The organism is Mycobacterium sp. Aquia_213, from assembly GCF_026625985.1.
Classification (GTDB): domain Bacteria; phylum Actinomycetota; class Actinomycetes; order Mycobacteriales; family Mycobacteriaceae; genus Mycobacterium.
Map to the genome: position 1 here is coordinate 3,805,850 of NZ_CP113116.1, position 21,629 is coordinate 3,827,478.

At 67.6% G+C, this 21,629-nt stretch carries 24 protein-coding genes; 6 read left to right on the plus strand and 18 right to left on the minus strand.

The window, feature by feature from the left end; translation table 11 throughout:
* Positions 1 to 30: 30 nt before the first annotated feature.
* Both LMQ14_RS17775 and LMQ14_RS17780 read right to left on the minus strand, forming a co-directional pair.
* Positions 31 to 225: a DUF3046 domain-containing protein gene (locus tag LMQ14_RS17775; protein ID WP_420714693.1), complete on the minus strand. Its 195-nt coding sequence runs from the start codon at positions 223 to 225 to the stop codon at positions 31 to 33.
* Between the two features lie 23 nt (positions 226 to 248).
* Positions 249 to 1,415: a glycosyltransferase gene (locus LMQ14_RS17780; protein ID WP_267730853.1), complete on the minus strand. Its 1,167-nt coding sequence runs from the start codon at positions 1,413 to 1,415 to the stop codon at positions 249 to 251.
* A gap of 49 nt (positions 1,416 to 1,464) precedes the next feature.
* Between LMQ14_RS17780 and LMQ14_RS17785 the strand changes: the two genes are divergently transcribed.
* Positions 1,465 to 1,896: a limonene-1,2-epoxide hydrolase gene (locus tag LMQ14_RS17785; protein ID WP_267730855.1), complete on the plus strand. Its 432-nt coding sequence runs from the start codon at positions 1,465 to 1,467 to the stop codon at positions 1,894 to 1,896.
* 1 nt (position 1,897) lies between these two features.
* Here LMQ14_RS17785 and pspM read toward each other — a convergent pair whose 3' ends face one another.
* From pspM to pgsA, 4 genes are all read right to left on the minus strand, one after another.
* On the minus strand, positions 1,898 to 2,716 hold the full coding sequence (pspM, locus tag LMQ14_RS17790; RefSeq protein ID WP_267730857.1) for a phage shock envelope stress response protein PspM: 819 nt from the start codon (positions 2,714 to 2,716) through the stop codon (positions 1,898 to 1,900).
* A gap of 18 nt (positions 2,717 to 2,734) precedes the next feature.
* Positions 2,735 to 3,565: a phage shock protein PspA gene (gene pspA, locus LMQ14_RS17795; protein WP_267730859.1), complete on the minus strand. Its 831-nt coding sequence runs from the start codon at positions 3,563 to 3,565 to the stop codon at positions 2,735 to 2,737.
* 78 nt (positions 3,566 to 3,643) lie between these two features.
* Complete coding sequence (gene clgR / locus LMQ14_RS17800) at positions 3,644 to 3,979, minus strand: transcriptional regulator ClgR (RefSeq protein WP_267730860.1); 336 nt, start codon at positions 3,977 to 3,979, stop codon at positions 3,644 to 3,646.
* Between the two features lie 57 nt (positions 3,980 to 4,036).
* Positions 4,037 to 4,627: a CDP-diacylglycerol--glycerol-3-phosphate 3-phosphatidyltransferase gene (pgsA, locus tag LMQ14_RS17805; RefSeq protein ID WP_267730861.1), complete on the minus strand. Its 591-nt coding sequence runs from the start codon at positions 4,625 to 4,627 to the stop codon at positions 4,037 to 4,039.
* 56 nt (positions 4,628 to 4,683) lie between these two features.
* Here pgsA and LMQ14_RS17810 point away from each other — a divergent pair, with 56 nt between their 5' ends.
* Positions 4,684 to 5,202, plus strand: a complete 519-nt coding sequence (locus LMQ14_RS17810; protein ID WP_267730862.1) for an amino-acid N-acetyltransferase — start codon at positions 4,684 to 4,686, stop codon at positions 5,200 to 5,202.
* A 3-nt stretch (positions 5,203 to 5,205) separates the two neighbouring features.
* Here the strand turns inward: LMQ14_RS17810 and LMQ14_RS17815 are convergent, their stop codons facing one another.
* The gene (locus LMQ14_RS17815; protein WP_267730863.1) at positions 5,206 to 7,728 is read right to left on the minus strand and encodes an FtsK/SpoIIIE family DNA translocase; all 2,523 of its coding nucleotides are present in this window, start codon (positions 7,726 to 7,728) and stop codon (positions 5,206 to 5,208) included.
* A 207-nt stretch (positions 7,729 to 7,935) separates the two neighbouring features.
* On the opposite strand from LMQ14_RS17815, the gene LMQ14_RS17820 reads away from it, so the two are divergent.
* The 3 genes from LMQ14_RS17820 to LMQ14_RS17830 are packed head-to-tail and all read left to right on the plus strand — an operon-like array spanning position 7,936 to position 9,946.
* On the plus strand, positions 7,936 to 8,250 hold the full coding sequence (locus tag LMQ14_RS17820; RefSeq protein WP_267730864.1) for a putative quinol monooxygenase: 315 nt from the start codon (positions 7,936 to 7,938) through the stop codon (positions 8,248 to 8,250).
* Complete coding sequence (locus tag LMQ14_RS17825) at positions 8,247 to 9,068, plus strand: mycofactocin-coupled SDR family oxidoreductase (RefSeq protein ID WP_267730865.1); 822 nt, start codon at positions 8,247 to 8,249, stop codon at positions 9,066 to 9,068. Before LMQ14_RS17820 ends, LMQ14_RS17825 begins: the two co-directional genes overlap by 4 nt.
* A 5-nt stretch (positions 9,069 to 9,073) precedes the next feature.
* The gene (locus LMQ14_RS17830; RefSeq protein ID WP_267730866.1) at positions 9,074 to 9,946 is read left to right on the plus strand and encodes an SAM-dependent methyltransferase; all 873 of its coding nucleotides are present in this window, start codon (positions 9,074 to 9,076) and stop codon (positions 9,944 to 9,946) included.
* 19 nt (positions 9,947 to 9,965) lie between these two features.
* Here the strand turns inward: LMQ14_RS17830 and LMQ14_RS17835 are convergent, their stop codons facing one another.
* A complete protein-coding gene (locus LMQ14_RS17835) occupies positions 9,966 to 10,280 on the minus strand; it encodes a type VII secretion target (RefSeq protein WP_267730867.1) in 315 nt (104 codons plus the stop codon).
* A 24-nt stretch (positions 10,281 to 10,304) separates the two neighbouring features.
* On the minus strand, positions 10,305 to 11,663 hold the full coding sequence (locus tag LMQ14_RS17840) for an EspA/EspE family type VII secretion system effector (RefSeq protein WP_267730869.1): 1,359 nt from the start codon (positions 11,661 to 11,663) through the stop codon (positions 10,305 to 10,307).
* Between the two features lie 268 nt (positions 11,664 to 11,931).
* Between LMQ14_RS17840 and LMQ14_RS17845 the strand changes: the two genes are divergently transcribed.
* Positions 11,932 to 12,279 (plus strand): YbaB/EbfC family nucleoid-associated protein, encoded by a 348-nt coding sequence (locus tag LMQ14_RS17845; protein ID WP_267730871.1) that lies wholly within the window; start codon positions 11,932 to 11,934, stop codon positions 12,277 to 12,279.
* A gap of 64 nt (positions 12,280 to 12,343) precedes the next feature.
* Here LMQ14_RS17845 and LMQ14_RS17850 read toward each other — a convergent pair whose 3' ends face one another.
* The 9 genes from LMQ14_RS17850 to LMQ14_RS17890 all read right to left on the minus strand — a co-directional run bounded on the left by LMQ14_RS17850 (position 12,344) and on the right by LMQ14_RS17890 (position 21,608).
* The gene (locus LMQ14_RS17850) at positions 12,344 to 14,020 is read right to left on the minus strand and encodes a ribonuclease J (RefSeq protein WP_267730873.1); all 1,677 of its coding nucleotides are present in this window, start codon (positions 14,018 to 14,020) and stop codon (positions 12,344 to 12,346) included.
* A 7-nt stretch (positions 14,021 to 14,027) separates the two neighbouring features.
* A complete protein-coding gene (gene dapA, locus LMQ14_RS17855; protein WP_267730874.1) occupies positions 14,028 to 14,930 on the minus strand; it encodes a 4-hydroxy-tetrahydrodipicolinate synthase in 903 nt (300 codons plus the stop codon).
* A gap of 48 nt (positions 14,931 to 14,978) precedes the next feature.
* Positions 14,979 to 15,743: an FAD-dependent thymidylate synthase gene (gene thyX / locus LMQ14_RS17860; protein WP_267730875.1), complete on the minus strand. Its 765-nt coding sequence runs from the start codon at positions 15,741 to 15,743 to the stop codon at positions 14,979 to 14,981.
* 10 nt (positions 15,744 to 15,753) lie between these two features.
* Positions 15,754 to 16,821 carry a restriction endonuclease subunit S gene (locus LMQ14_RS17865; RefSeq protein ID WP_420714536.1) on the minus strand — a complete coding sequence of 356 codons (1,068 nt, stop codon included), beginning with the start codon at positions 16,819 to 16,821 and terminating at the stop codon, positions 15,754 to 15,756.
* The gene (locus LMQ14_RS17870; protein ID WP_267730876.1) at positions 16,815 to 18,206 is read right to left on the minus strand and encodes a type I restriction-modification system subunit M; all 1,392 of its coding nucleotides are present in this window, start codon (positions 18,204 to 18,206) and stop codon (positions 16,815 to 16,817) included. The genes LMQ14_RS17865 and LMQ14_RS17870 overlap by 7 nt, the downstream gene beginning before the upstream one ends.
* Positions 18,206 to 19,429, minus strand: a complete 1,224-nt coding sequence (locus LMQ14_RS17875) for a winged helix-turn-helix domain-containing protein (RefSeq protein ID WP_267730877.1) — start codon at positions 19,427 to 19,429, stop codon at positions 18,206 to 18,208. The genes LMQ14_RS17870 and LMQ14_RS17875 overlap by 1 nt, the downstream gene beginning before the upstream one ends.
* A gap of 41 nt (positions 19,430 to 19,470) precedes the next feature.
* Positions 19,471 to 20,172 (minus strand): cell division protein DivIVA, encoded by a 702-nt coding sequence (locus LMQ14_RS17880; protein ID WP_267735574.1) that lies wholly within the window; start codon positions 20,170 to 20,172, stop codon positions 19,471 to 19,473.
* Between the two features lie 102 nt (positions 20,173 to 20,274).
* Positions 20,275 to 20,811 (minus strand): dihydrofolate reductase, encoded by a 537-nt coding sequence (locus tag LMQ14_RS17885; RefSeq protein ID WP_267730878.1) that lies wholly within the window; start codon positions 20,809 to 20,811, stop codon positions 20,275 to 20,277.
* Positions 20,808 to 21,608, minus strand: coding sequence for a thymidylate synthase (locus LMQ14_RS17890; RefSeq protein ID WP_267730879.1), 801 nt, complete (start codon positions 21,606 to 21,608; stop codon positions 20,808 to 20,810). The genes LMQ14_RS17885 and LMQ14_RS17890 overlap by 4 nt, the downstream gene beginning before the upstream one ends.
* Positions 21,609 to 21,629: the final 21 nt, after the last annotated feature.

Sequence of the window (21,629 nt, forward strand, 5' to 3'; positions counted from 1 at the left end):
GCGGGCGAGCGGGTCAGCGGGTAAGGCGGCTCACCACTGCTCGCGGGGCACGTCGAAGTCGACGCACAACGCCCGCCAGACGTCGCGGGGTTCGGCGCCGTCCTCGATCGCCTGGGCGGCGGTCCGGCCCTCGAAACCCGGCAGCACGTGATCTACCAGCACCGATGCGCCGTACGCCGCGCCAAACCGCAGCACCACCCGCTCGTTGAACTCCGTCAGCCGCACGCCAGCCAACATACCGAGCACGGTCATTTCGCGAGCGCCAGCGCCTGGTGGCATACCCGCACCGGGTCGGCGACGCGGTGGAGGCCGGACGCGGCGGTGCGGGCGGCCTCGCGGTAGCGGGGGGTTGCCAACACGTCGTTGACCGCCTCCACCAACACCTCGGCGGTCAGCGGCCGAATCAGCCGCGCGCTGCCCTGCCGCATCACCCGGTTCGCGATCTCCCACTGGTCGCCGCCGCCGGGCACCACCACCAGCGGCACGCCGGCCAGCAGCGTCTTGGCCACCATTCCATGACCGCCGCCGCAGATCACCAAATCGGCGTGTGCCAGCAGCTCGTCCTGACGCCCCAGCCCGACGAGGGCCCACGGCGGCACGGTCAGATCCGGTCCGGCCAACCGGGACACCAGCAGGCGCGACCCCACCGGCAACGTCTCCCCCGGTGTCAGGCACCCCAGCGCGACTTCGGCCAGACCTTCGGTCCCGATCAAGGCGGTCGACGGCGCGATGACGATTACCGGCCCGGAGCCGGCGGGCACTTCGAGGATGTGATCGGTCGGCTCGAAGTGCAGCGGCCCGACCACGACGGCCTCGGCCGGCCAGTCCGGGCGGGACACTTCCAGCGCGGGCAGCGTGGCGATCAACCGTCGCAGCGGCCCGGGATCGCGCGCCGGCAGGCCGATCTCGGCCCGGGAGATCTCACGCTGCGCCAGGCCCGCACGCACCGAGCGCGCCGTCAGCGCCCGCATCGTGGCATCGCGCAGCCGGCCGCGGACGCCGGTACCGGGCGCCAGCCCGCTGCCGATCGGTGGCAACCCTTTCGACGGCAGGTACAGCGGGTGCGGGCTGAGCTCGATCCACGGGATCCCGAGCAGCTCGGCGGCCATGCCGCCGCCGGCCGTGATGACGTCGGACACCACCAGGTCGGGTGCCAGGTCGCGCAGCGCCGGCACGTTGAGCACCGCCATGGCGGCCGCACGCCGGTGGATTCGGGCCCCGGCGTCGAGGTCCTCGTCGGTCGCGGTGAGGCCGTCCAGCGCGACCGCCTCGATGCCGGCGGCGCGGGCGGCTTGGATCCATTCCTCGCCGGTGAACAGGGTGGGCTCGTCGCCCGCGTCCCGGAAGCGCTGACACAGCGCGATCGCGGGAAACGAGTGCCCGGGATCCGGCCCGGCGACCACGGCGACTCGCACCGCCTTACCCTGCCACAGCGCCCGGCGCCCACGCGCCTACGCTGGCACCATGACCGAGCTGACTGGGACAGCCGTCGCGAACACGCGCACGGTCGAGACTTTTCTGAACGCCCTGATGGATGCGGACTTCGAGACCGCGGATGCCTCTCTGGACGACAACCTCGTCTACGAAAACGTCGGATTGCCGACGATCCATGGCCGGGCCCGAGCCATGAAGCTGTTCCGCCGCATGGACGGCCGCGCGGGATTCGAGGTCAAGTTCCACCGCATTGCCGCCGACGGCGACGCGGTGCTCACCGAACGCACCGACGCGCTGATCTTGGGCCCGCTGCGCCTGCAGTTCTGGGTGTGCGGCGTGTTCGAGGTGCACAACGGGCGAATCACATTGTGGCGGGACTACTTTGACTTCTTCGACATGACCAAGGCGTTGCTGCGCGGTCTGGCCGCGGTAGCGATTCCGTCGCTGAGACAGACGCTCTGACCTAACGGCGCGGTAGTCCGCCGAGTTCGTCGAATGCCTGCGCCCAACCGGTCAGGCGATCGGTGGCCTCGACCAGTTCGGCCCGGTAGCGCTGGTGTGCGGCCGCGAGCCCGGCATCGGCGTTACCGTTCGCCGAAGAAACCAATTGCGCTGCGGCGGTGACCATTTCGTTGTACTGCCGGACGCCGGCGCTGAGCTGCGCGGTGAAGGCGTTGATGGTCGGCACCAGATACGCCCGCGACGATTCCGAGTTGTGCGCCGCGCGCTCCATCGACACCACTTCCGCGGCGGTGGACGCCATCGCCGCCGAGGTCCTGTTCGCCGCCGCGGTCAGGTCGCTGATCTCGGCGGCCGGCAGCATGGCGCCGCGCTCGATGACGCCCAGCAACGAGAAGAACCCGCGCTCGGAGGCGCCGAGCGCATACATCGCGGGTCGCGCCGCGGAGCCGGGGGGCGGCAGCCGGCGGGTGCTGACAGGCCGGCTGGCCGGCAGCGGCTCGGACTTCAGCCAGTGGTAGCGGAAGAACAACAACGTCGCGGGAATCACCTCGAGGACCGCGATCGCACCGGTGATCTGCAGCAGCAACACGAACCAGCCCCACCACGCCAGCACGGCCGTGACCAAACCCCAGAACACGCTGCCGACGGCGAAGATCCAGGCCCACCGCAGCGCGCGACGACGACGGCGCAACAGCCGGGCCCGCGGATCGGAGGCCGCGCTGATCTTCTGGGCGACGAAGCCGAAAAGGTCGGCGGCGGTGTCCAGCCCCTGCTGCAACACTGCCCGCACGAGGCCGTGCTGCGTTGCCTTCACCGCCATGTCACACCGACCGCTGGGCTACTGACCAAAGGGTTTCTCGGCGACCTGTCCATCGGCGCCCTCGGCGGGCGCGGGGGTGGCCGGGATGGCTCCGGGAGCCGCGGGTGTGCCGCCCGTCGGCAGGGCTTCGCCACGCATCGAGGCGCGGATCTGCTCGAGCCTGGAATGACCGGCCATCTCAACGCTGGCCTGCTGGACCTCGAGCATGCGGCCCTGCACGGAGTTCTGCGCGAGTTCGGCCGAGCCGATCGCGTTGGCGTAGCGCCGTTCGATCTTGTCGCGCACCTCGTCGAGGCTCGGGGTGTTGCCCGGGGCGGCGATCTCGCTCATCGACCGCAGCGACGCGCTGACCTGCTCCTGCATCTTGGCCTGCTCAAGCTGACTGAGCAGCTTGGTGCGTTCGGCGATCTTCTGCTGCAGCACCATGGCGTTGCGTTCGACGGCCTTTTTGGCCTGCGCCGCCGCGCCCAGGGCTTGGTCGTGCAGCGCCTTGAGGTCTTCAACGCTTTGCTCCCCGGTCACCAGCTGGGCCGCGAACGCCTCGGCGGCGTTCGTGTACTCGGTGGCCTTGGCGGCGTCTCCGGCGGCGGTGGCCTGGTCGGCCAGCGTCAGCGCCTGACGCACGTTGACTTGGAGCTTCTCGATGTCGGCCAGCTGCCGGTTGAGCCGCATCTCCAGCTGGCGCTGGTTGCCGATCACCTGTGCCGCCTGTTGGGTCAACGCCTGGTGGGTGCGCTGGGCTTCCTCGATGGCCTGCTGGATCTGGATCTTGGGGTCGGCATGCTCGTCAATTTTCGAGTTGAACAGCGCCATGACGTATTTCCACGCTTTGACGAACGGATTGGCCATGAGTTAGCTCCGCCTTCGCTTCTTGTGCCGGTTGGGCTTGCCGCTCAATTTAACGGGTTGGAGCCGATCGCCCCACCCTCAGGCCACCGCGAGCGACGCAACCTGCGGGATGACCACCTTGGTGGTGGCGTCGATGGTGGACGCGCTGGCCTCGGCCGTCTGCGCGGCTGCCGCGCGTTCCTCGTTCGCCATCCGCTCACCGGCGTCGGTGAGCACCGTCGACAGCGGAACCTCCAACGCGTCGCAGATCGCGTTCAGCAGCTCGCTGGAGGCCTCCTTGCGGCCACGCTCCACCTCGGAGAGATACCCGAGGCTCACCCGCGCCGTGTCCGATACCTCGCGCAGCGTCCGTCCCTGTGTCGTTCGGGCCAGGCGCAGCACCTCGCCGATGACCTCGCGAACCAATGGCGACATCCTGCTCTCCTTCGTCCGGCAAAGCCGCTCCATCAGGACAACGCCGGCACCGGCCGTCTAGGTTCCCGTCCGCCGCACTTCCTTGACGGTCGAGGCCACGTAGTCGATCCCGGTGACCACGGTCAGCACGATCGCGGCGGCCATCACCACCGAAGCCGCCACCAGGAACGGCCCCGACAGCGGCAGCACGAACAGCCCGATCGCCACCGCCTGGACAAAAGTCTTGAGTTTGCCACCCCAGCTGGCCGGTATGACGCCGCGGCGAATGACGGCCAGCCGCAACACCGTCACACCGATCTCGCGGATCAGGATCAAAATGGTCACCCACCAGGGCAGGTCGCCGAGCATCGACAGTCCCACCAGCGCGGATCCGATCAGCATCTTGTCGGCGATCGGATCGACGAATGCGCCGAATTCGGTCGCCATGCCGTAGTTGCGGGCCAGCAGGCCGTCCAGCCGGTCGGTGATGCACGCCACCGCGAACACGACGAAAGCCACGATCCGCGCCACGGTTTCGTGGCCGCCCCCGGCGAACAATGCGAGCAGGAAGATCGGAACCAGCACCAACCGCAAAAGCGTGAGGACATTGGCCAGGTTGGCGATGCTGACGCGTCGCGCCACCGGTCCTGTCTGCGGCTGCCCCGACACGGCAACAGAATAGCTGTTGACCAGCGCACCCGCGCCAGATGTCAATACTGTTACCCGTGACCGAACGTTCTCGGGATAGCCAGCAGGTCGTCGTCCGGCGCGCGCGAACATCTGACATACCCACGATCAAGCACCTCGTCGACACCTATGCGGGCAAGATCCTGCTGGAAAAGGCCCTGGTGACGCTGTACGAGGCCGTCCAGGAGTTCTGGGTGGCCGAGCTGGACGCCCGCGTGGTCGGCTGCGGCGCGTTGCACGTGTTCTGGTCGGATCTCGGCGAGATCCGCACCGTCGCGGTCGACCCCGCGGCGACGGGCCACGGTGTCGGCCACGCGATCGTCACACGGCTCCTCGACGTCGCGCGCGAGCTGCAGCTGGAACGGATCTTCGTGCTGACCTTCGAAACCGAGTTCTTCGGCAGGCACGGATTCACCGAGATCGAGGGCACGCCGGTCACCGCCGAGGTGTTCGAGGAGATGTGCCGCTCCTACGACATCGGTGTGGCCGAGTTCCTGGACCTCAGCTACGTCAAGCCGAACATCCTGGGCAACACCCGGATGCTGCTGCTGCTCTAAGCGCTACCCGCCGTCGTCATCGGATCCGTCGGCGTTGGCGCCGCCGCGGATCAGCGCCAGCGTTCCGGCCAGCTCGTCGGGTTTGACCAGCACCTCGCGCGCCTTGGAGCCCTCGCTGGGCCCGACGATGCCGCGGGTCTCCATCAGGTCCATCAGCCGGCCGGCTTTGGCGAAGCCGACCCGCAGTTTGCGCTGCAGCATCGAGGTGGAGCCGAACTGGCTGGACACCACCAGCTCGACGGCCTGCAGGAAGACGTCCATGTCGTCGCCGATGTCCGGGTCGACGTCGGTGCGCTCGGCGGTGGGCTTGGCGGTGGTGACGCCTTCGGTGTATTCGGGTTCGGCCTGGTCCTTGCAGGCGGTGACGACGGCGTGGATCTCCTCGTCGGTGATGTAGGCGCCCTGCAGCCGGACGGTCTTGTTGGCACCCATCGGCAGGAACAGGGCGTCGCCCATCCCGATCAGCTTCTCCGCGCCCTGCTGGTCCAGGATCACCCGGCTGTCGGTCAGCGACGACGTCGCGAACGCCAGCCGCGACGGCACGTTGGTCTTGATCAGCCCGGTGACGACGTCGACCGACGGCCGCTGGGTGGCCAGCACCAGGTGGATGCCGGCGGCGCGGGCCTTCTGGGTGATCCGCACGATCGCGTCCTCGACGTCGCGCGGCGCGGTCATCATCAGGTCGGCCAGCTCGTCGACGATCGCGACCACATACGGGTACGGCCGGTATTCGCGCTGGCTGCCCAGCGGCGCGGTGATGGCGCCGGATCGCACCTTGGCGTTGAAGTCGTCGATGTGACGCACCCGCGACGCCTGCATGTCCTGGTAGCGCTGCTCCATCTCCTCGACCAGCCAGGCCAGCGCGGCGGCCGCCTTCTTCGGCTGCGTGATGATCGGGGTGATCAGGTGCGGAATGCCTTCGTACGGCGTCAGTTCCACCATCTTCGGATCGATCAGGATCATCCTGACCTCTTCCGGGGTGGCCCGCGTCAGCAGCGACACCAGCATGGAGTTGACGAAGCTGGACTTACCGGAGCCGGTGGAGCCGGCCACCAGCAGGTGCGGCATCTTGGCCAGGTTCGCCGAGATGAAATCGCCCTCGATGTCCTTGCCCAGCCCGATGATCAGCGGGTGGTGGTCGCGGCGGGTCGAGGGCGCGGTGAGCACGTCGGCCAGCCGCACCATTTCCCGGTCGGTGTTGGGCACCTCGATGCCGACGGCGGACTTGCCGGGGATCGGCGCCAGCATGCGCACGCTCTCGGTGGCCACCGCGTAGGCGATGTTCTTCTGCAGCGCCGTGATCTTCTCGACCTTGACGCCCGGTCCCAGCTCCACCTCGTAGCGGGTGACCGTGGGACCGCGGGTGCAGCCGGTGACGGCCGCGTCGACCTTGAACTGGGTCAGCACCTCGCCGATGGCCTCGGCCATGACGTTGTTGGCCGCGCTGCGCTTCTTCGGTGGGTCGCCGGGGACCAGCAGCTCCATCGAAGGCAGCGTGTAGGGGCCTTCGACCACCCGGTCCTGCACCGGGGTGTCCTGCTTTTTGGCGGCACGACGGCGGGTCTTGGCTTCGCCGGGTCGCAGAGCGGGCTCGGGGATGGTGGGAGTTTCGTCCGGCAGCGGGTCGTCGAGGGCGACCGGCGCCTTGTCGGCCGACGGCCACGCCTGCGGCTCCTTGTCGAGCGCGCCGTCGTCGTAGTACCCGTCGGAAAAGTCTTCGCGCGCTTCGCCATCGGCGTAGTCGTAGTCGTCCTCGTCGGCGTAGAGCTCGTCCACGAACGGCGTGCCGAACAGTGCTCGCATCATTTCGGGCAGCTCGCGGATCGTCGTGCCGGTCAGCAACAGCAGCCCGAACATCGCACCGATGAACAACAGTGGCGCGGCGATCCACGGCGTCAGCCCGTCGGCCAGCGGGCCGCCGATCGCAAAGCCGATGAATCCCGCTGCGCGACGGCGTAATTCGGGGTCGCCCGGTGAACCCGACCAAAGGTGGCGCAGACCGAGCAGCGAAAAGCCGATCATGGCAGCGCCCAGGATCAGTCGCGGCCGCGCCTCGGGATTGGGTTGGGTGCGCATCAGCAGCACGGCCACCGCGCCCAGGACGGCCGGCAGCGCCAGGACGCCGGCACCGATGAACGTGCGCAGCACCGCGTCGACCCACGCGCCGATCGGTCGCGCGGCATTGAACCATGAACTCGCGGCGACCACGACGGCAAGGGCGAGCAGCACCAGCGCGATCCCGTCGCGGCGGTGGCCCGGATCGATGTCACGGGCCCGCCCGATCGACCGTGCCGCGCCGCCGGTCCCCCGGGCCGCCATCAGCCAGGTCGCCCGCAGCGCGCGCCCGCCGGTGATCCCGGCGGCGACGAGCAGGGACCGGTTGTGCCGCTTGGCCGGCCTGCTCGGCTTCCTGCCGGCCTTCTTGCGGGCAGGTGCCGGTCGCGCACTTCGTGACCCGCTGGAGCGCGAAGTGGCCTTTGACCTGCTCGTTCGAGTTCCGGAGCGGGCAGCGGTCTTACTAGCCATGGGGTCCAGCCTAGTCGCACTAGCCCCATATTCACCATCTGCCACACGGGTCACAAAACCGTGACAATTCGGACATCGGGGCGCCTCGGCGGGCCCCGAAATGACTGATACCACTGCCTTCCGCCCGCGGCGGACATGCCGGCAGCCGGCAATTCTCGGTGAGTAGGGTGACAACCATCCCCACCGTTACCCCTCAAGGAGCTCCGCATGCCCGTCGTCGTCGTCGCCACCTTGACCGTCAAGCCCGAGTCCGTCGACACCGTCCGCGACATCCTCAAGACCGCGGCCCGAGAGGTGCACGAGGAGCCGGGCTGCCAGCTGTATTCGGTGCACGAGTCGGGTGAGACCTTCGTCTTCGTCGAGCAGTGGGCCGACGAAGAGGCGCTCAAGGTGCACAGCGCCGCGCCCGCGGTGGCCAAGTTGTTCACCGCGGCCGGCGAGCACCTGGCCGGGGCGCCGGACATCAAGATGCTGCAGCCGGTTCCCGCGGGCGACCCGGACAAAGGTCAACTGCGCCGGTGACGGTGCGGCCGCTCGACGGCAAAGTCGCGCTGATCACCGGTGCGGCCCGCGGTCAGGGCCGCGCGCACGCGGTTCGACTGGCCTCCGACGGGGCCGACGTGATCGCCGTCGACATCTGTGCGCCAATCGCCAGCGTCCGCTATGCCCTGGCCGCGCCCGAGGACCTGGCGGCCACCGTCAAACTCGTCGAAGACACCGGTGCCCGCATCGTGGCGAAACAGGCCGATGTGCGTGATCGCGCGTCGCTGTCGGCCGCGGTGCAGGCCGGCATCGACGAGCTCGGCCGACTCGACATCGTGGTGGCCAACGCCGGTATCGCGCCGATGCAATCCGGTGACGACGGCTGGCGTGATGTCATCGACGTCAACCTCACCGGCGTCTACAACACCATCAAGGCCGCGATACCCACCATGGTCAAACAGGGCAGCGGCGGGTCGATCGTGCTGATCAGTTCGAGCGCCGGGCTGGCCGGCGTCGGCAGCCCGGACGCCGGTTCCGTCGGCTACGCCGCCGCCAAGCACGGAGTGGTCGGGCTGATGCGGATATACGCGAATCTGCTTGCCAGGGAAATGATTCGGGTCAACTCGATCCACCCCTCCGGCGTGGAGACGCCCATGATCAACAACGAGTTCACCCGGGAATGGCTGGCCAAGATGGCCGCCGCGACCGACACGCCCGCAGCGTTGGGCAACGCCATGCCGGTGGAGACGCTGGACGCCGAGGACATCGCCAACGCGGTGGCGTGGCTGGTGTCCGACCAGGCCCGCTACATCACCGGCGTGACCTTGCCGGTCGACGCGGGCTTTTTGAACAAGTAGCGGCCATGGCCCGAAACCCCGCTGCGCAGACCGCTTTTGGCCCGATGGTGCTGGCCGCCGTCGAGCAGAACGAACCGGCCGGGCGTCGCCTGGTCGACGACGACCTCGCGGACCTGTTCTTGCCGGCCCCGCTGCGCTGGCTGGTCGCGACTACCCGAGCGGCACCGATCCGCCGGCTGATGATTCGCGCATCGGAATGGGCCGGCCCCGGGCTGTGGGCGAATCTGGCCTGCCGCAAGCGTTTCATCGCCGACAAGATCACCGAATCGCTCGATGACATCAATGCCGTGGTCGTCCTCGGCGCCGGACTCGATACCCGCGCCTACCTGCTCAACCGGCGGGTCCGCATCCCGGTCTTCGAAGTGGACCTGCCGGTCAACATCGCCAGGAAGGCCAAGACGCTGCAGCGGGTGCTGGGCGGTCCGCCGCTCTCGGTTCGTTTGGTGGCCTTGGATTTCGAGCGCGATGACCTGCTCACCGCCCTGGCCGAGCACGGCTACCACACCGACTACCGGGCCTTCTTCGTCTGCGAAGGCGTGACGCAGTACCTCACCGAGGCCGGTGTGCGGCGAACACTCGACGGACTGCGCGCGGCCGCTTCGGGTAGCCGGCTGGTGTTCACCTATGTCCGCCGCGACTTCATCGACGGGACGAATCGCTACGGCACCCGCACGTTGTACCGCAAGGTCCGTCAGCGTCAACAACTTTGGCATTTCGGTTTGGACCCCGACGACGTCGCCGGGTTCGTCGCCGAATACGGTTGGCGGCTGATCGAGCAGGCCGGACCGGACGAACTCATTGCGCGCTACGTCGAACCCACCGGCCGCAAACTCAGGGCGTCGCAGCTGGAATGGTCGGCGTATGCGGAGAAGACGTAGCGTCGCCGTTACGGCGTGATCAGCGGTCCAAGAGCTGTCTGTCGATGTTCTCGCTCGCTTCGCCGTCGGCGCTTCCGTAGACGGCCTTCGCGGTGCGCAGCTTGCCGGCGAGCTTGGTCGAGGCCTGGCTCATGGCGTCGGCGGTCTTTTTCCGCGCCGCCGCGGCCTTGGTGAAGGCCACGTTGGACACTCCGCTGACGACGCCGTGGGTGACCCAGGTGGCGACTTCCACATTGGCGCCCGCCGATGCCGGGGTCGTGGCCTGGGTGGCCGCTTGGTCTTGTTTTGTCGCTAATGTGTCGAGGTGTTCTGGTGTGACGGCTAGGTCGGCCATGGTTACTTCTCCTTCAACGCTGATCTACTGAATACCGCTGGGCTGCAATGACTCTTCGCTACGGGCCGGCGCCACCGCAATAGGTGCGCGCTCGGCCGCACCCGCGCCCACGGCGCCGCCCGCGGGGGCGGCTTCTTCGCCGACGAGCTCGGGCCGCACCGGCTCGCGCTCCTGCGCGTCCGTTTGGGCGAGCTGACGCAGCTGTCCCCTGGCCTGGTTGACCAGAGTGTCGGGCTGAGACACCCGGCCGGACAGGTTCGTGGACTGCCCCGACATCGCGGCCGCCTGAACCAGCGTGGGCATGGTGCCCGTGGGCGTGGACGGGGACGCGTAATCCGCCGCGGGTGCCGCGGGTGCGGCGGCGCCGCCAGGGCCGGCAGCGCTCAACTGAGCGTCTTGCCGCACGCGTTGCTCAGCGCGTTCGCCGGCCGGGGCGGCCGGCGACGCGACGGGCGGGCCGCCGGCGATGGCGGATGCCGTCGACAGGCCGGCCGAGATGGCCTCGAAGCTCGACACCGTGGACCCGCCCACGACGGACACCGCCGACTGAGCAACCGAATCGTTTTGCACGATCCCCGCGACCAGCTGCGCATAGCTGTCGGCCAACGCATCCGCCTTTTTACCGTTCTCGATCGAATAGCCGAGCAAAGTCCCCAGGAAGGCGACGGCAGCCGAAATCCCCAAACTCGCAACCGTGATGGCGAAGATTTTCGCCACGGCGGGGCCGGCCGGGGCTGGCACCGCCACCGTGAGAATCAACTCGATGATGAGAGCGGTTGTAAGGAGATCGTTCAATATGCCGAAAGCCAATTGCATATGGGTGACCCACTCGCCCTGGTTTTTCACCAGGGCCGCCAGCTGGCTATCCAGATCGGCCATTTTCTGCGCCACACTCTGCAGTGCCGTGTCCAGGTCGGCATAGGCTTCCGACGCGTCACCCTCCCAACCGGTGTCGGGAAGTGCGGACTTCAGCTGTCCGGCGAGTGAAGTGAATTGCTGTGAACCGGTTTTCAGGGAAGCACCATCGTAGGGCGTCCCGAATCCGGTCGTCAGCTGCAACAGCTGGACGGTGGTGATGGTCCAGGAGATGATGCTAGCCGCTTTGGCGAAGTCGTTGACGCCCTCTTTTCCGCCCATCCGGGCCTGCATCTGGATCAGATCACCCTGAGACATGTTCTTGATGTAGCGAGACATCACCTTGCCGCCGATGGCAGCCCCAAAGGACCCAAGGTCGGCCGCGGTATTGGTCGCCGTCGCCGCGTAGCCTTCAGCGCCCGGTTCAGAGCCGCTCCAGCCACCGAAATCGAGGCCCAGGCCAGCGCCTTGTTGACCCAGGTTGGCCAGGCTGGTGATGCACCTGGCGGCGGACGCAAATATAGACATCGGAGATTCCCTTCATGGTTGACCGCCCCTGTCGACGATGAACCTAAGCAACAGTTGCGTATACGAAGCGTAACCCCGGTTCCGGTGTGGTTACGACACCAATTTTTTGCGCGACAATTGCAAATGAAAATTGGATTCACTCAAATAAACTTGCGGTAAACGTGTGCATTCGGAACGGAAAATCGGCTCTAAACTCAAGGAGATACTGGACCGAAAACGTGACCAGTCGACACCGGACCAATGCTGCTCCCGACACGGAAGGACGCCGATGACCGCCCAAATTCACCCGCAGGTCGCTGAGGCACTGCAGCAGGCAGAGCAATTTCAGTCGATTCTCGACGACCATCTGCATCGAACGGACACGGATACCTTCACGGCCACCGACGAAACTGAAACCGTCACCGTGACTCTGAATGCGCAGCTGGTGTTGATCGACCTCAGTATCGAGCCGGGCCTGCTCAGGCTGGGCGCCGAGACGGTCCAGGAGCGCATTAACGACGCGCTACGGAAAGCGGAGGCCGCGGCGACCGCGACCAACGAGGCCGAGGAAGAGCGTCTGGTCGCGTCGCTCGCCGAAATTACCGGCTCGCTGAGCAGCATCTTGGGCGTGACCTGATCGGGCTGCGCCGGCGTCAGCGCACCGGAAAGTACTGCAGCAGTTTATGTTTCGTGCAAGCGCGTCACACTTCGATCACGGTCGGCACGATCATCGGGTGTCGGCGATAGGTTTCGCCCACCCATTTGCCGACGGTGCGCCGTACGCCCTGAGCGATCCGGACCGGGTCGGTCACGTGGGCGGCGGCCAGCGCTTCGAGTTCTTCGGAGACCTTGCGTACCAGGGGCTCGAGCGCCTTGGGATCCTCGGAGAACCCGCGCGAGTACAGGTGCGGCGTCGTCGCCGCACGTCCGGTGCCGCGAGTGAGCACCACCGTCACCGCGACAAACCCCTCGGACAGGATAAGCCGCTCGCCCAGCGTGATATCGCCGACATCGCCGGTGACCAGCCCGTCGACGAACATCATGCCGACCGGCACCGCGCCGGCGATCGATGCCCTGCCGCCGACCAGATCAACGCTGACACCGTTCTCGGCCAACAGGATTGACTCCTCCGGCACCCCGGTGCTGGCGGCCAGCTTGGCATTGGCCCGCAGCATGCGCCAGGTGCCGTGCACCGGCATCACATTGCGGGGCCGCACGCCGTTGTACAGGAAGAGCAGCTCGCCGGCGTAGGCGTGGCCCGAAACATGCACCCGGGCTTGGGCATTGGTGACCACCCGGGCACCGATCTTGGACAGCGCATCGATGACGCCGTAGACGGCCTCCTCGTTGCCGGGGATCAGCGACGACGACAGCACGACCAGGTCCCCCGCGGTCAGCGTGATACTGCGGTGTTCGCCGCGCGACATCCGCGACAAGGCCGCCATCGGCTCGCCCTGGGTGCCGGTGGTGACCAGCACCACCCGCTCGGGCGCCATCATCTCGGCCGCCCCGATGTCGATCAGGTCGGAATCGTCGACTCGCAGGAACCCCAAGTCCCGGGCGATGCTCATGTTGCGCACCATGGACCGCCCGACGAACGACACCCGCCGGCCCAAAGCCACTGCGGCATCGATGATTTGCTGCACCCGGTCGACATTGGAAGCGAAGCAGGCCACGATCACGCGACCTTCGGCACCGCGGATCAGCCGGTGCAGGGTCGGGCCCACCTCGGTCTCGGACGGCCCGACACCGGGATGCTCGGAGTTAGTCGAGTCGCACAGGAACAGGTCCACACCGGCGTCGCCGAGCCGCGACATGCCGGGTAGATCGGTGGGCCGGCCGTCGAGTGGGGTTTGGTCGAGCTTGATGTCGCCGGTGTGCAAAACCGTTCCCGCGCCGGTGTACACCGCTATGGCCAGGGCATCGGGGATGGAGTGGTTCACGGCGAAGTATTCGCATTCGAACACGCCGTGGCGGCTGCTCTGTCCCTCTTTGACTTCGACAAAAACCGGCTTGATGCGGTGCTCGCGGCACTTGGCCGCGACCATCGCCAGGGTGAACTTGGAGCCGACCACCGGGATGTCGGGCCGTAGCTTGAGCAGGAACGGGATCGCCCCGATGTGATCCTCGTGCGCATGCGTCAGGACCAGCGCCTCGATGTCGTCGAGCCGGTCTTCGATGTGACGCAGGTCGGGCAGGATCAGGTCGACGCCGGGCTCGTCGTGCGTGGGAAACATCACGCCACAGTCGATGATCAGCAGCCGGCCCAGGTGCTCGAAAACCGTCATGTTGCGGCCGATTTCGCTGATGCCACCGAGCGCGGTCACCCGCAACCCACCTGCGGTCAACGGACCTGGCGGGCTGAGGTCTTCGTTCACCTGTCGATCACCTGAGTACCGAGGCAGCGCGCATGTCGGCGGCCAGCGCGTCGATCTGCTCCGGTGTCGCGGGTACCTGCGGCAGCCGGGGATCGCCGACGTCAATGCCCTGCAGGCGCAGACCCGCCTTGGACAGCGTGACGCCGCCCAGCCGGCCCATCGCGTTGCACAGCGGAGCGACCGCGACGTTGATCTTGCGGGCTGTGGCGATGTCGCCGGAATTGAACGCGGACAACAACTCTCGGAGCTGGCCAGCGGCCAGATGAGAGATCACACTGATGAAGCCGATCCCGCCCATCGCCAGCCAGGGCAGGTTGAGCGCGTCGTCCCCGGAATAGTAGGCCAATCCGGTTTCGGCGATGATCTGGCCGCCGCCGTGCAGATCGGCCTTGGCGTCCTTGATCCCGACGATGTTCGGGTGCGCCGCCAGCGCGCGGATGGTGTCGAATTCGATCGGAACAACCGACCGCGGCGGGATGTCATACAGCAGCACCGGCAGCTCGGTCGCGTCGGCGACGGCGGTGAAATGTGCGATCAGCCCGCTCTGCGGCGGCCTCGAGTAGTACGGCGTGACCACGAGCAGACCGTGCGCACCTTCGGCGGCGGATGCCTTGGCCAGCTTGATGCTGTGTGCGGTGTCGTAGGTGCCCGCGCCGGCGATGACGCGGGCCCGATCGCCCACGGCTTCCAGCACGACGCGCAGCAGCTCGAGCTTCTCTTCGTCGGTGGTGGTCGGCGACTCGCCGGTGGTACCCGAGACGACCAGGCCGTCGCAGCCGCCGTCCACCAGGTGGTTTGCCACCCGCGCCGCGGCGGCGGTGTCCAGCGAGCCATCGGCGGCGAACGGCGTCACCATTGCGGTCAGCAAGGTGCCCAGACGCGCGGGGGCATCGAATCCGACGGAACTCACGGTCCCAGATTACCTGGCGGTGCCAAGCCGATTTCGCCGCCGCGCGCGTCAGGCTTCGGTGGCTAGCGGGCTGGTCGCGACCTCGGTCCCATCGGCCAGGGTGGAGATCTCGAAATCGGCGAATACCGCCGGTGCTACCTCGATGAGCTGACGCAGGCATTCGATGGCCAGCCGCCGGATTTCCACGTCGGCATGCTCGCTGGCGCGCATCGCGACGAAGTGCCGCCAGGCGCGGTAGTTCCCGGTGACGACGATGCGGGTTTCGGTGGCGTTCGGTAGCACGGCGCGGGCCGCCTGCCGGGCTTGCTTGCGCCGCAGCACGCCCAATTTTTCACCGGGCGACGCCCCGGCGAACTTGGCTTCGAGCTTGGCCAGCAGTTCGGTGTAGGTGGCGCGGCTGGCGTCGGCGGCCGCGGCCAGGATCTCCCGCAGTTCGGGGTCGTCCTCCAGGCCCGGCGGCACGACGATCTGCGAGTCCGCCTCCGGCACGAAGCGCTGCGAGAGCTGCGAATAGGAGAAGTGCCGGTGCCGGATCAGCTCATGAGTCAACGACCGCGAAATGCCGGTGATGTAGAACGACACATTCGCGTGCTCGAGCACCGAGAAGTGGCCGACGTCGATGATGTGTTTGATGTAGCCGGCATTGGTCGCGGTCTTGGGGTTGGGTTTCGACCAGCTCTGGTAGCAGGCCCGGCCGGCGAACTCGACCAGCGCCGGCCCGCCGTCGGCATCGGTGGTCCACGGCACGTCCGGTGGAGCCAAGAACTCGGTCTTGGCGATCAGTTGCACGCGCAGCGGCGCCGTCTCGGCCACGGCGCTTACCTTAGCGGGGGTCTTGCTTGATCCGGGCCTTGCCCGACATCAGCAACGGCAGCAGGGCATCGCGGAAAGCCGACAGCCGCAGGGATTCGCTGCGCCGCGCGTGACACAGCGCACCCAGACCGGCGATCGTCTGCGCCGCATCGGCGGTCAGGCGCCGAACGTCGTGCACCGCGACATCCATCAGGTCTCGCGGCGCAATGCGTTGGTGGCTGGTCGAGGTTCCGGCGACCTGCTGCTGCAGTCGCTGCGAGACGCCGGGTTGCCGTACCGCGGCCCACAGCGCCGAGGTGTCGACACCGTCGGGTTTGAGCACGACGAATTCCGTACTCGCCACTGCCATTTCGGCGGGCAGTCGCACCACATTCCAGATCCGCGGGATCCGCGGGTTCAGCTTGGCGAACAGCACGCACGGTTCGGTCAGCTCGAGCTTGCCGCTTTTCACGGTTGCGCGATCGACGCGCCGGGGTGTGGCGCCGTCGTCGAACGCCGGAAGACTGAAATGCGCGACGACGTCGTCGAATCGCTCCGGTCCGCGCACCACTGTCGACCGGTGCGCCAGACTCGACAGTGGCACGTACTCGGAGACCGACTCGACGAGGGCGAGCATCAGCCGCTCGGCGGCCGCGATCACCCGTTCGTTCGCGGCGACCTTGTCGTCGAAAGCGCCGAGCAGCGCGGCGATCCGCTGCCGCTGGCGTCCGGGAACGGTCCGCACCGATACGTCGCGCAGGATGGCCTGATTGAGTAGGGGCTGCCCCGATCCGGCCCGGTGATCGCCCAGCCTGCAGGTTTGCAGCGCGTAATACCAATAGCGGGTCTCCGCGGGCTCTTTGGCCCGGCACACCAGCGCGTTGTCGGTGACCCACACATCGGAATCGCAGTAACGCACACTGCCGCAATAGGATCCGACGCGACCGAGCACGATCAGCGGGCCGCTCGCATTGGGTTGCGCGGCATAACCGATCGCGCCGTTGGCGCCGTAGACGGGAATCCGCCCATCGGGCACCCGCGCCGGCGAGCCGCTTCCGGTGCGGAAGTCGAGATACTGGCCGAGCGTCGCCGTCAGCACAACCGACGCACCTGCTGTCGCACCACCGATTCCAACCGCGCGGATTCGTCCAGCGCCGTCAGCAAGTCCTGGGTCAGCCGGGCGACCTTTGCCTCCGCCGGCTCCGCGTCCTCCTCGGCGGTGGGAGCACCGACATAGCGTCCCGGTGTCAGCAGGTAACCGGCGGCGGCGATGTCGTCGCGCGATACGGATTTGCAGAACCCCGGAATATCCTGATAGCCAACGCCCTTCGCGGCGGCCGACTTCGAGCCGCACCAGGCGTGATAGGTGTCGCCGATCCGGACGACTTCCTCGTCGCTGAGTGCGCGTTCCGCGCGGTCGACGAGATAGCCGAGCCCGCGGGCGTCGATGAACAACACCTGCCCGGACCGGTCTCCCTTGTCCGTCGCAAGAAACCACAGGCACACCGGAATTCCGGTGCTGCGAAACAACTGCGCGGGCAGCGCGATCATGCAGGACACCAGGTCCGCGTCGACGATCCGCGCGCGAATGTCGCCCTCCCCGAGCGCGTTCGACGACATCGAACCGTTGGCCATCACCACCCCGGCCTTGCCGCCCGGCGCCAGCTTGGCGAGGATGTGCTGAATCCAGGCGTAGTTGGCGTTGCCGGCGGCGGGAACACCGAAGCGCCAGCGGGGGTCGTGTTCGTCGCGGGCCCAATCCTTGATGTTGAACGGTGGATTGGCCATCACGTAGTCCATGCAAATGCCGGCGTGCAGGTCCTCGACGAACGTGTCGCCCCGGGCCAGGCCCGCGTTGTCGATGCCGTGGACGGCGAGATTCAGCTTCGCCATGCGCCAGGTCTGCTCGACGCCCTCCTGACCGTAGATGCGGACATCTTGGGGGTCGCCGTCGCGGGCGGCGATGAAATTCTCGGTCTGCACGAACATCCCGCCCGAGCCGCAGCACGGGTCGTACACCCGGCCGCCCGCCGGTTCCAGGACCTCCACGATCAGCCGCACGACACTGGGCGGGGTGAAGAACTCGCCGCCCCGTTTCCCCTCCGCCCGAGCGAAATTGCCGAGAAAGTACTCGTAGACCTCCCCCATCAGGTCGCGCGGACGCTCTTGCGGGCGCAGTCGCGCGTCGTCGAGCAGACGCACCAGCTCACCGAGCCGGCGCTGGTCGAGGTCTTCGTAGATGCGCGGCAGCAGTCCGGCCAGGGCCGGGGTCGCCGCCATCATGGCGCCCATCGCATCGTCGACGAGCCGACCGATGTTGTCGGCTTCCGCGTTGTGCGCCAACATGTTCCATTGCGCCTCGTTGGCGTACTGAAGGAACACCAGCCCGAGCACGACGTCCTTGTACTGGCCGGCCGACAGGGAGCCGCGCAACTTGTCGGCCGCTTTCCAGAGCGTGGCCTTGAGTTCCTTGTCGGTCGCCATCAGCTAACCCGCTTCGCGGCGGTGCGCAACTGCGCGGCCAAGTCGCCGCGGCCCGAGACGGTAAACCCGCCCAGGCCAAGCCAGGACGCCATCGAACCCAGCTCGCCGGCCAGCGCGGCGGCCACCCGGGAGCGCGGCGCCTGCGGCTCGCCGAACGCGCCCACCACCCGCAGCGTGTCGGCGGCGCGATCGGCCTTGAGGTCGACCCGCGCCATCAGCTCACCGTCCACCAGCAGCGGCCACACGTAGTAGCCGTACTGGCGCTTGGCCGCCGGCGTGTAGATCTCGATGCGGTAGTGGAAATTGAACAGCCGCTCGACCCGGGGCCGGAAGAAGATCAGCGGGTCGAACGGACATAGCAGCGCGGTGCCGCGATCCAGCCGGGGCACCGATCGCCGGGCATGCAGATACGCGGGCGCCGACCAGCCGTCGACGTCCACCCGCTCGATCTCGCCGGCCGCCACCAGCGCCGCGATGGCGGGTTTGACCTGCTGCGCGGACAGCCGGAAGTAGTCGCGGATGTCGGCCTCGGTGCCCACGCCCAGCGCGGTCGCCGCGCGCAAGCAGAGCTCGCGGAGGGCTTCGGCGTCGTCGACCTGGCGGGCCAGCACGCTGGCCGGCAGCACCCGCTCCACCAGGTCGTAGTGGCGGGCGAACCCGACCCGGGTGGCCGTGGTGAGCACCCCGGAGGCGAACAGCGCCTCGGCCACCCACTTGGTGTCGCTGCGGCTGCCCCACCAGCTTCCTCGCGGGCCGGCCGTTTCGGCCTCGAGATGGGCCTCGATCTGTCCGGCGGTGCTGGGCCCGAGTTCGCCGACGGCGCCGACGATCTTGTCGGCGAGCTTTGGATTGGCCTTGACGATGTGGGTGCCCCATCGGCCGTGCCGGTACTGGCGCATCCGCCAGCGCAGCAGCGGCCAGTCGTCGACGGCCATCAGCGCGGCCTCGTGCGCCCAGTACTCGGCCAGCAGCCGCGACGAACGGGGGCCCCAAGCGGCGCGGTCCAGCACGTCGCGGTCGTAGGGGCCGAGCCGGCTGAACACCGGCGCATAGTGGGCACGCACCGCCACAGAGACTGAATCCAGTTGCAGCACTTGAATTCTCGAGATCAGCCGGCGCAGGTGGGCGCGGGTGATCTCACCGCCGGGTCGCGGCTCGGTAAACCCTTGGGCCGCAACGGCTATCCGCCGGGCCTGCGCAGCGGTCAGCCTCCTGATCGACACGCGCCGAGAATACCGGTCAACCGGGCGCCTTCAGCGCAGGCTCACCCCGCGCTGAGCTTCTCATCCTCCGGCACCGCGGCACTGGCCTGCGTCGGATTCTTTTGGTCGTGGTACGCCGCCTCGAGAGCGGCCGGAATCGTTTCCAGGTCGCGATAGACACCCATCAGTTGTTCCAAGACCTTGATCCGTTGCTCGCTCGCGGCGTCCACCGCGCGGCGAGCCTCCTCGCGATCCCGGTCGACGCGCGCCTTGGCGTCGGCGAGCAGCTGCTCACGAGCCTGCTGGGCGTCGTCGCGCATGCCGGCCAGTTCGGCCTCGAGCGTTTCCTTGGTTTCGCGATACTGCGCCTCCATGGCCTTTTGCTGCGCGGCCAGATCCGCCAACACCTGTCGGTGCTTGCGTTGTTCGGCCTCGATTTCCGCTTCGGCCGCGGTGATCAGCGCCTCCGCCTCGGCCCGCGCCTCGGCCTGCATCTCGGAAATCTCGTCGACGGTGCGCGCCAGCATCTTTGCCATCCGTTGCTGCATCGCGTGGGGCGCGGGCGAGGTATCGGTGAGCAGGGCGACCTCCTTGCGCAGCGCGGCCGCTTCCTCACCGGAGTCCTTCAGCCGGGCTCTCAGACTCTCGACGTCGTTGAGCAGCAGATTCTGCTTGGTGGTCAACATCTCGATGTGGGCGTCGACCGAGGCCGCGTCATAGCCCATGAACTTGCGGCTGAATGCCATTGCCGGTTCGGTGATCACTGCCAATTTCCCCTCCCTGGAAATGCCGTAAACCGCGCTGCGCCGACCCCACCGACCCCCGTCGAGTATGTCAGGCCCGGCCGTCGAGGCCGCGGCGAGCGCTCAGGGTCGACGATAGCTGTGAAACCGATACCGCAGGCCAGAGCGGCTGACCTGCCATTCCCCCGTCTCGCCGAGCCACGTCTCGTCGAGCATCGGGGCCAGCGCGTCCTCGTCGTCGAGCACCAGGTCGATCTCGATCTCGGTGACCTCGCATCGGGTGGCGCGCGGCAGCGCGAGGTGGTAGACCTGGGCGCCGCCGATCACCCACGCTTCGGGGTCGGTCAGGGCGGTATCCAGGGAGTCAACCACTTCGGCACCGGGTGCGGTGAAGTCGTCCTGGCGGGACAGCACGACATTCCTGCGCCCGGGCAACGGCCGCACCTTGGCCGGCAACGAGTCCCAGGTCCGCCGGCCCATGACCACGGTGTGGCCCACCGTCACCTGCTTGAAGCGGGCCAGGTCTTCGGGCACATGCCAGGGGATGTCGCCATTGCGGCCGATGACACCGGATGTGGACTGAGCCCACACCAGACCCACTTGGCAACAGCGCCGCTTCTCCTCATCGCTCCGCTCTGCATCGTCGTCGGCGCGCGTCATACAGCGACGGGAGCTTTGATCGCCGGGTGCGGATCGTAGTTCTTGACGACGACGTCGTCGTAGGTGTAGTCGAAGATCGAATCCCGTTGTGCCAAAAGGAGTTCCGGGTACGGTCGCGGATCGCGGCTGAGCTGGGTCCGCACCTGGTCGAGGTGGTTGTCGTAGATGTGGCAGTCACCGCCGGTCCAGACGAACTCGCCGACGCTCAAGCCCGCCTGGGCCGCCATCATGTGGGTGAGCAGCGCGTAGCTGGCGATGTTGAACGGAACACCCAGAAACAGGTCCGCGCTGCGCTGGTAGAGCTGGCAGCTCAGCCGCCCGTCGGCCACGTAGAACTGGAAGAACGCGTGGCACGGCGGCAGCGCCATCTGCGGGATTTCGCCGACGTTCCACGCCGACACGATGTTGCGCCGGGAGTTCGGGTCGGTGCGCAGCAATTCCAGCGCGGCGCTGATCTGATCGATGTGCTCACCCGACGGGGTCGGCCAGGATCGCCACTGCACGCCGTAGATGGGGCCGAGATCGCCTGTGTCGCTTGCCCATTCGTCCCAGATCGTGACGCCGTGCTCCTGCAGCCAGCTGACGTTGGAGTCGCCGCGCAGGAACCACAGCAACTCGTAGACCACCGATTTGAGGTGGACCTTCTTGGTGGTCAACAACGGGAAGCCGGCGGACAGGTCGTAGCGCAACTGCCGGCCGAACAGGCTGCGGGTTCCCGTCCCGGTGCGGTCCGATTTGGCCGAACCCGTCTCGAGGACCAGGCGCAGTAAGTCCTCGTAGGGAGTGGGGATCGGCACGCGGTCAGCTTAGCCGCGATT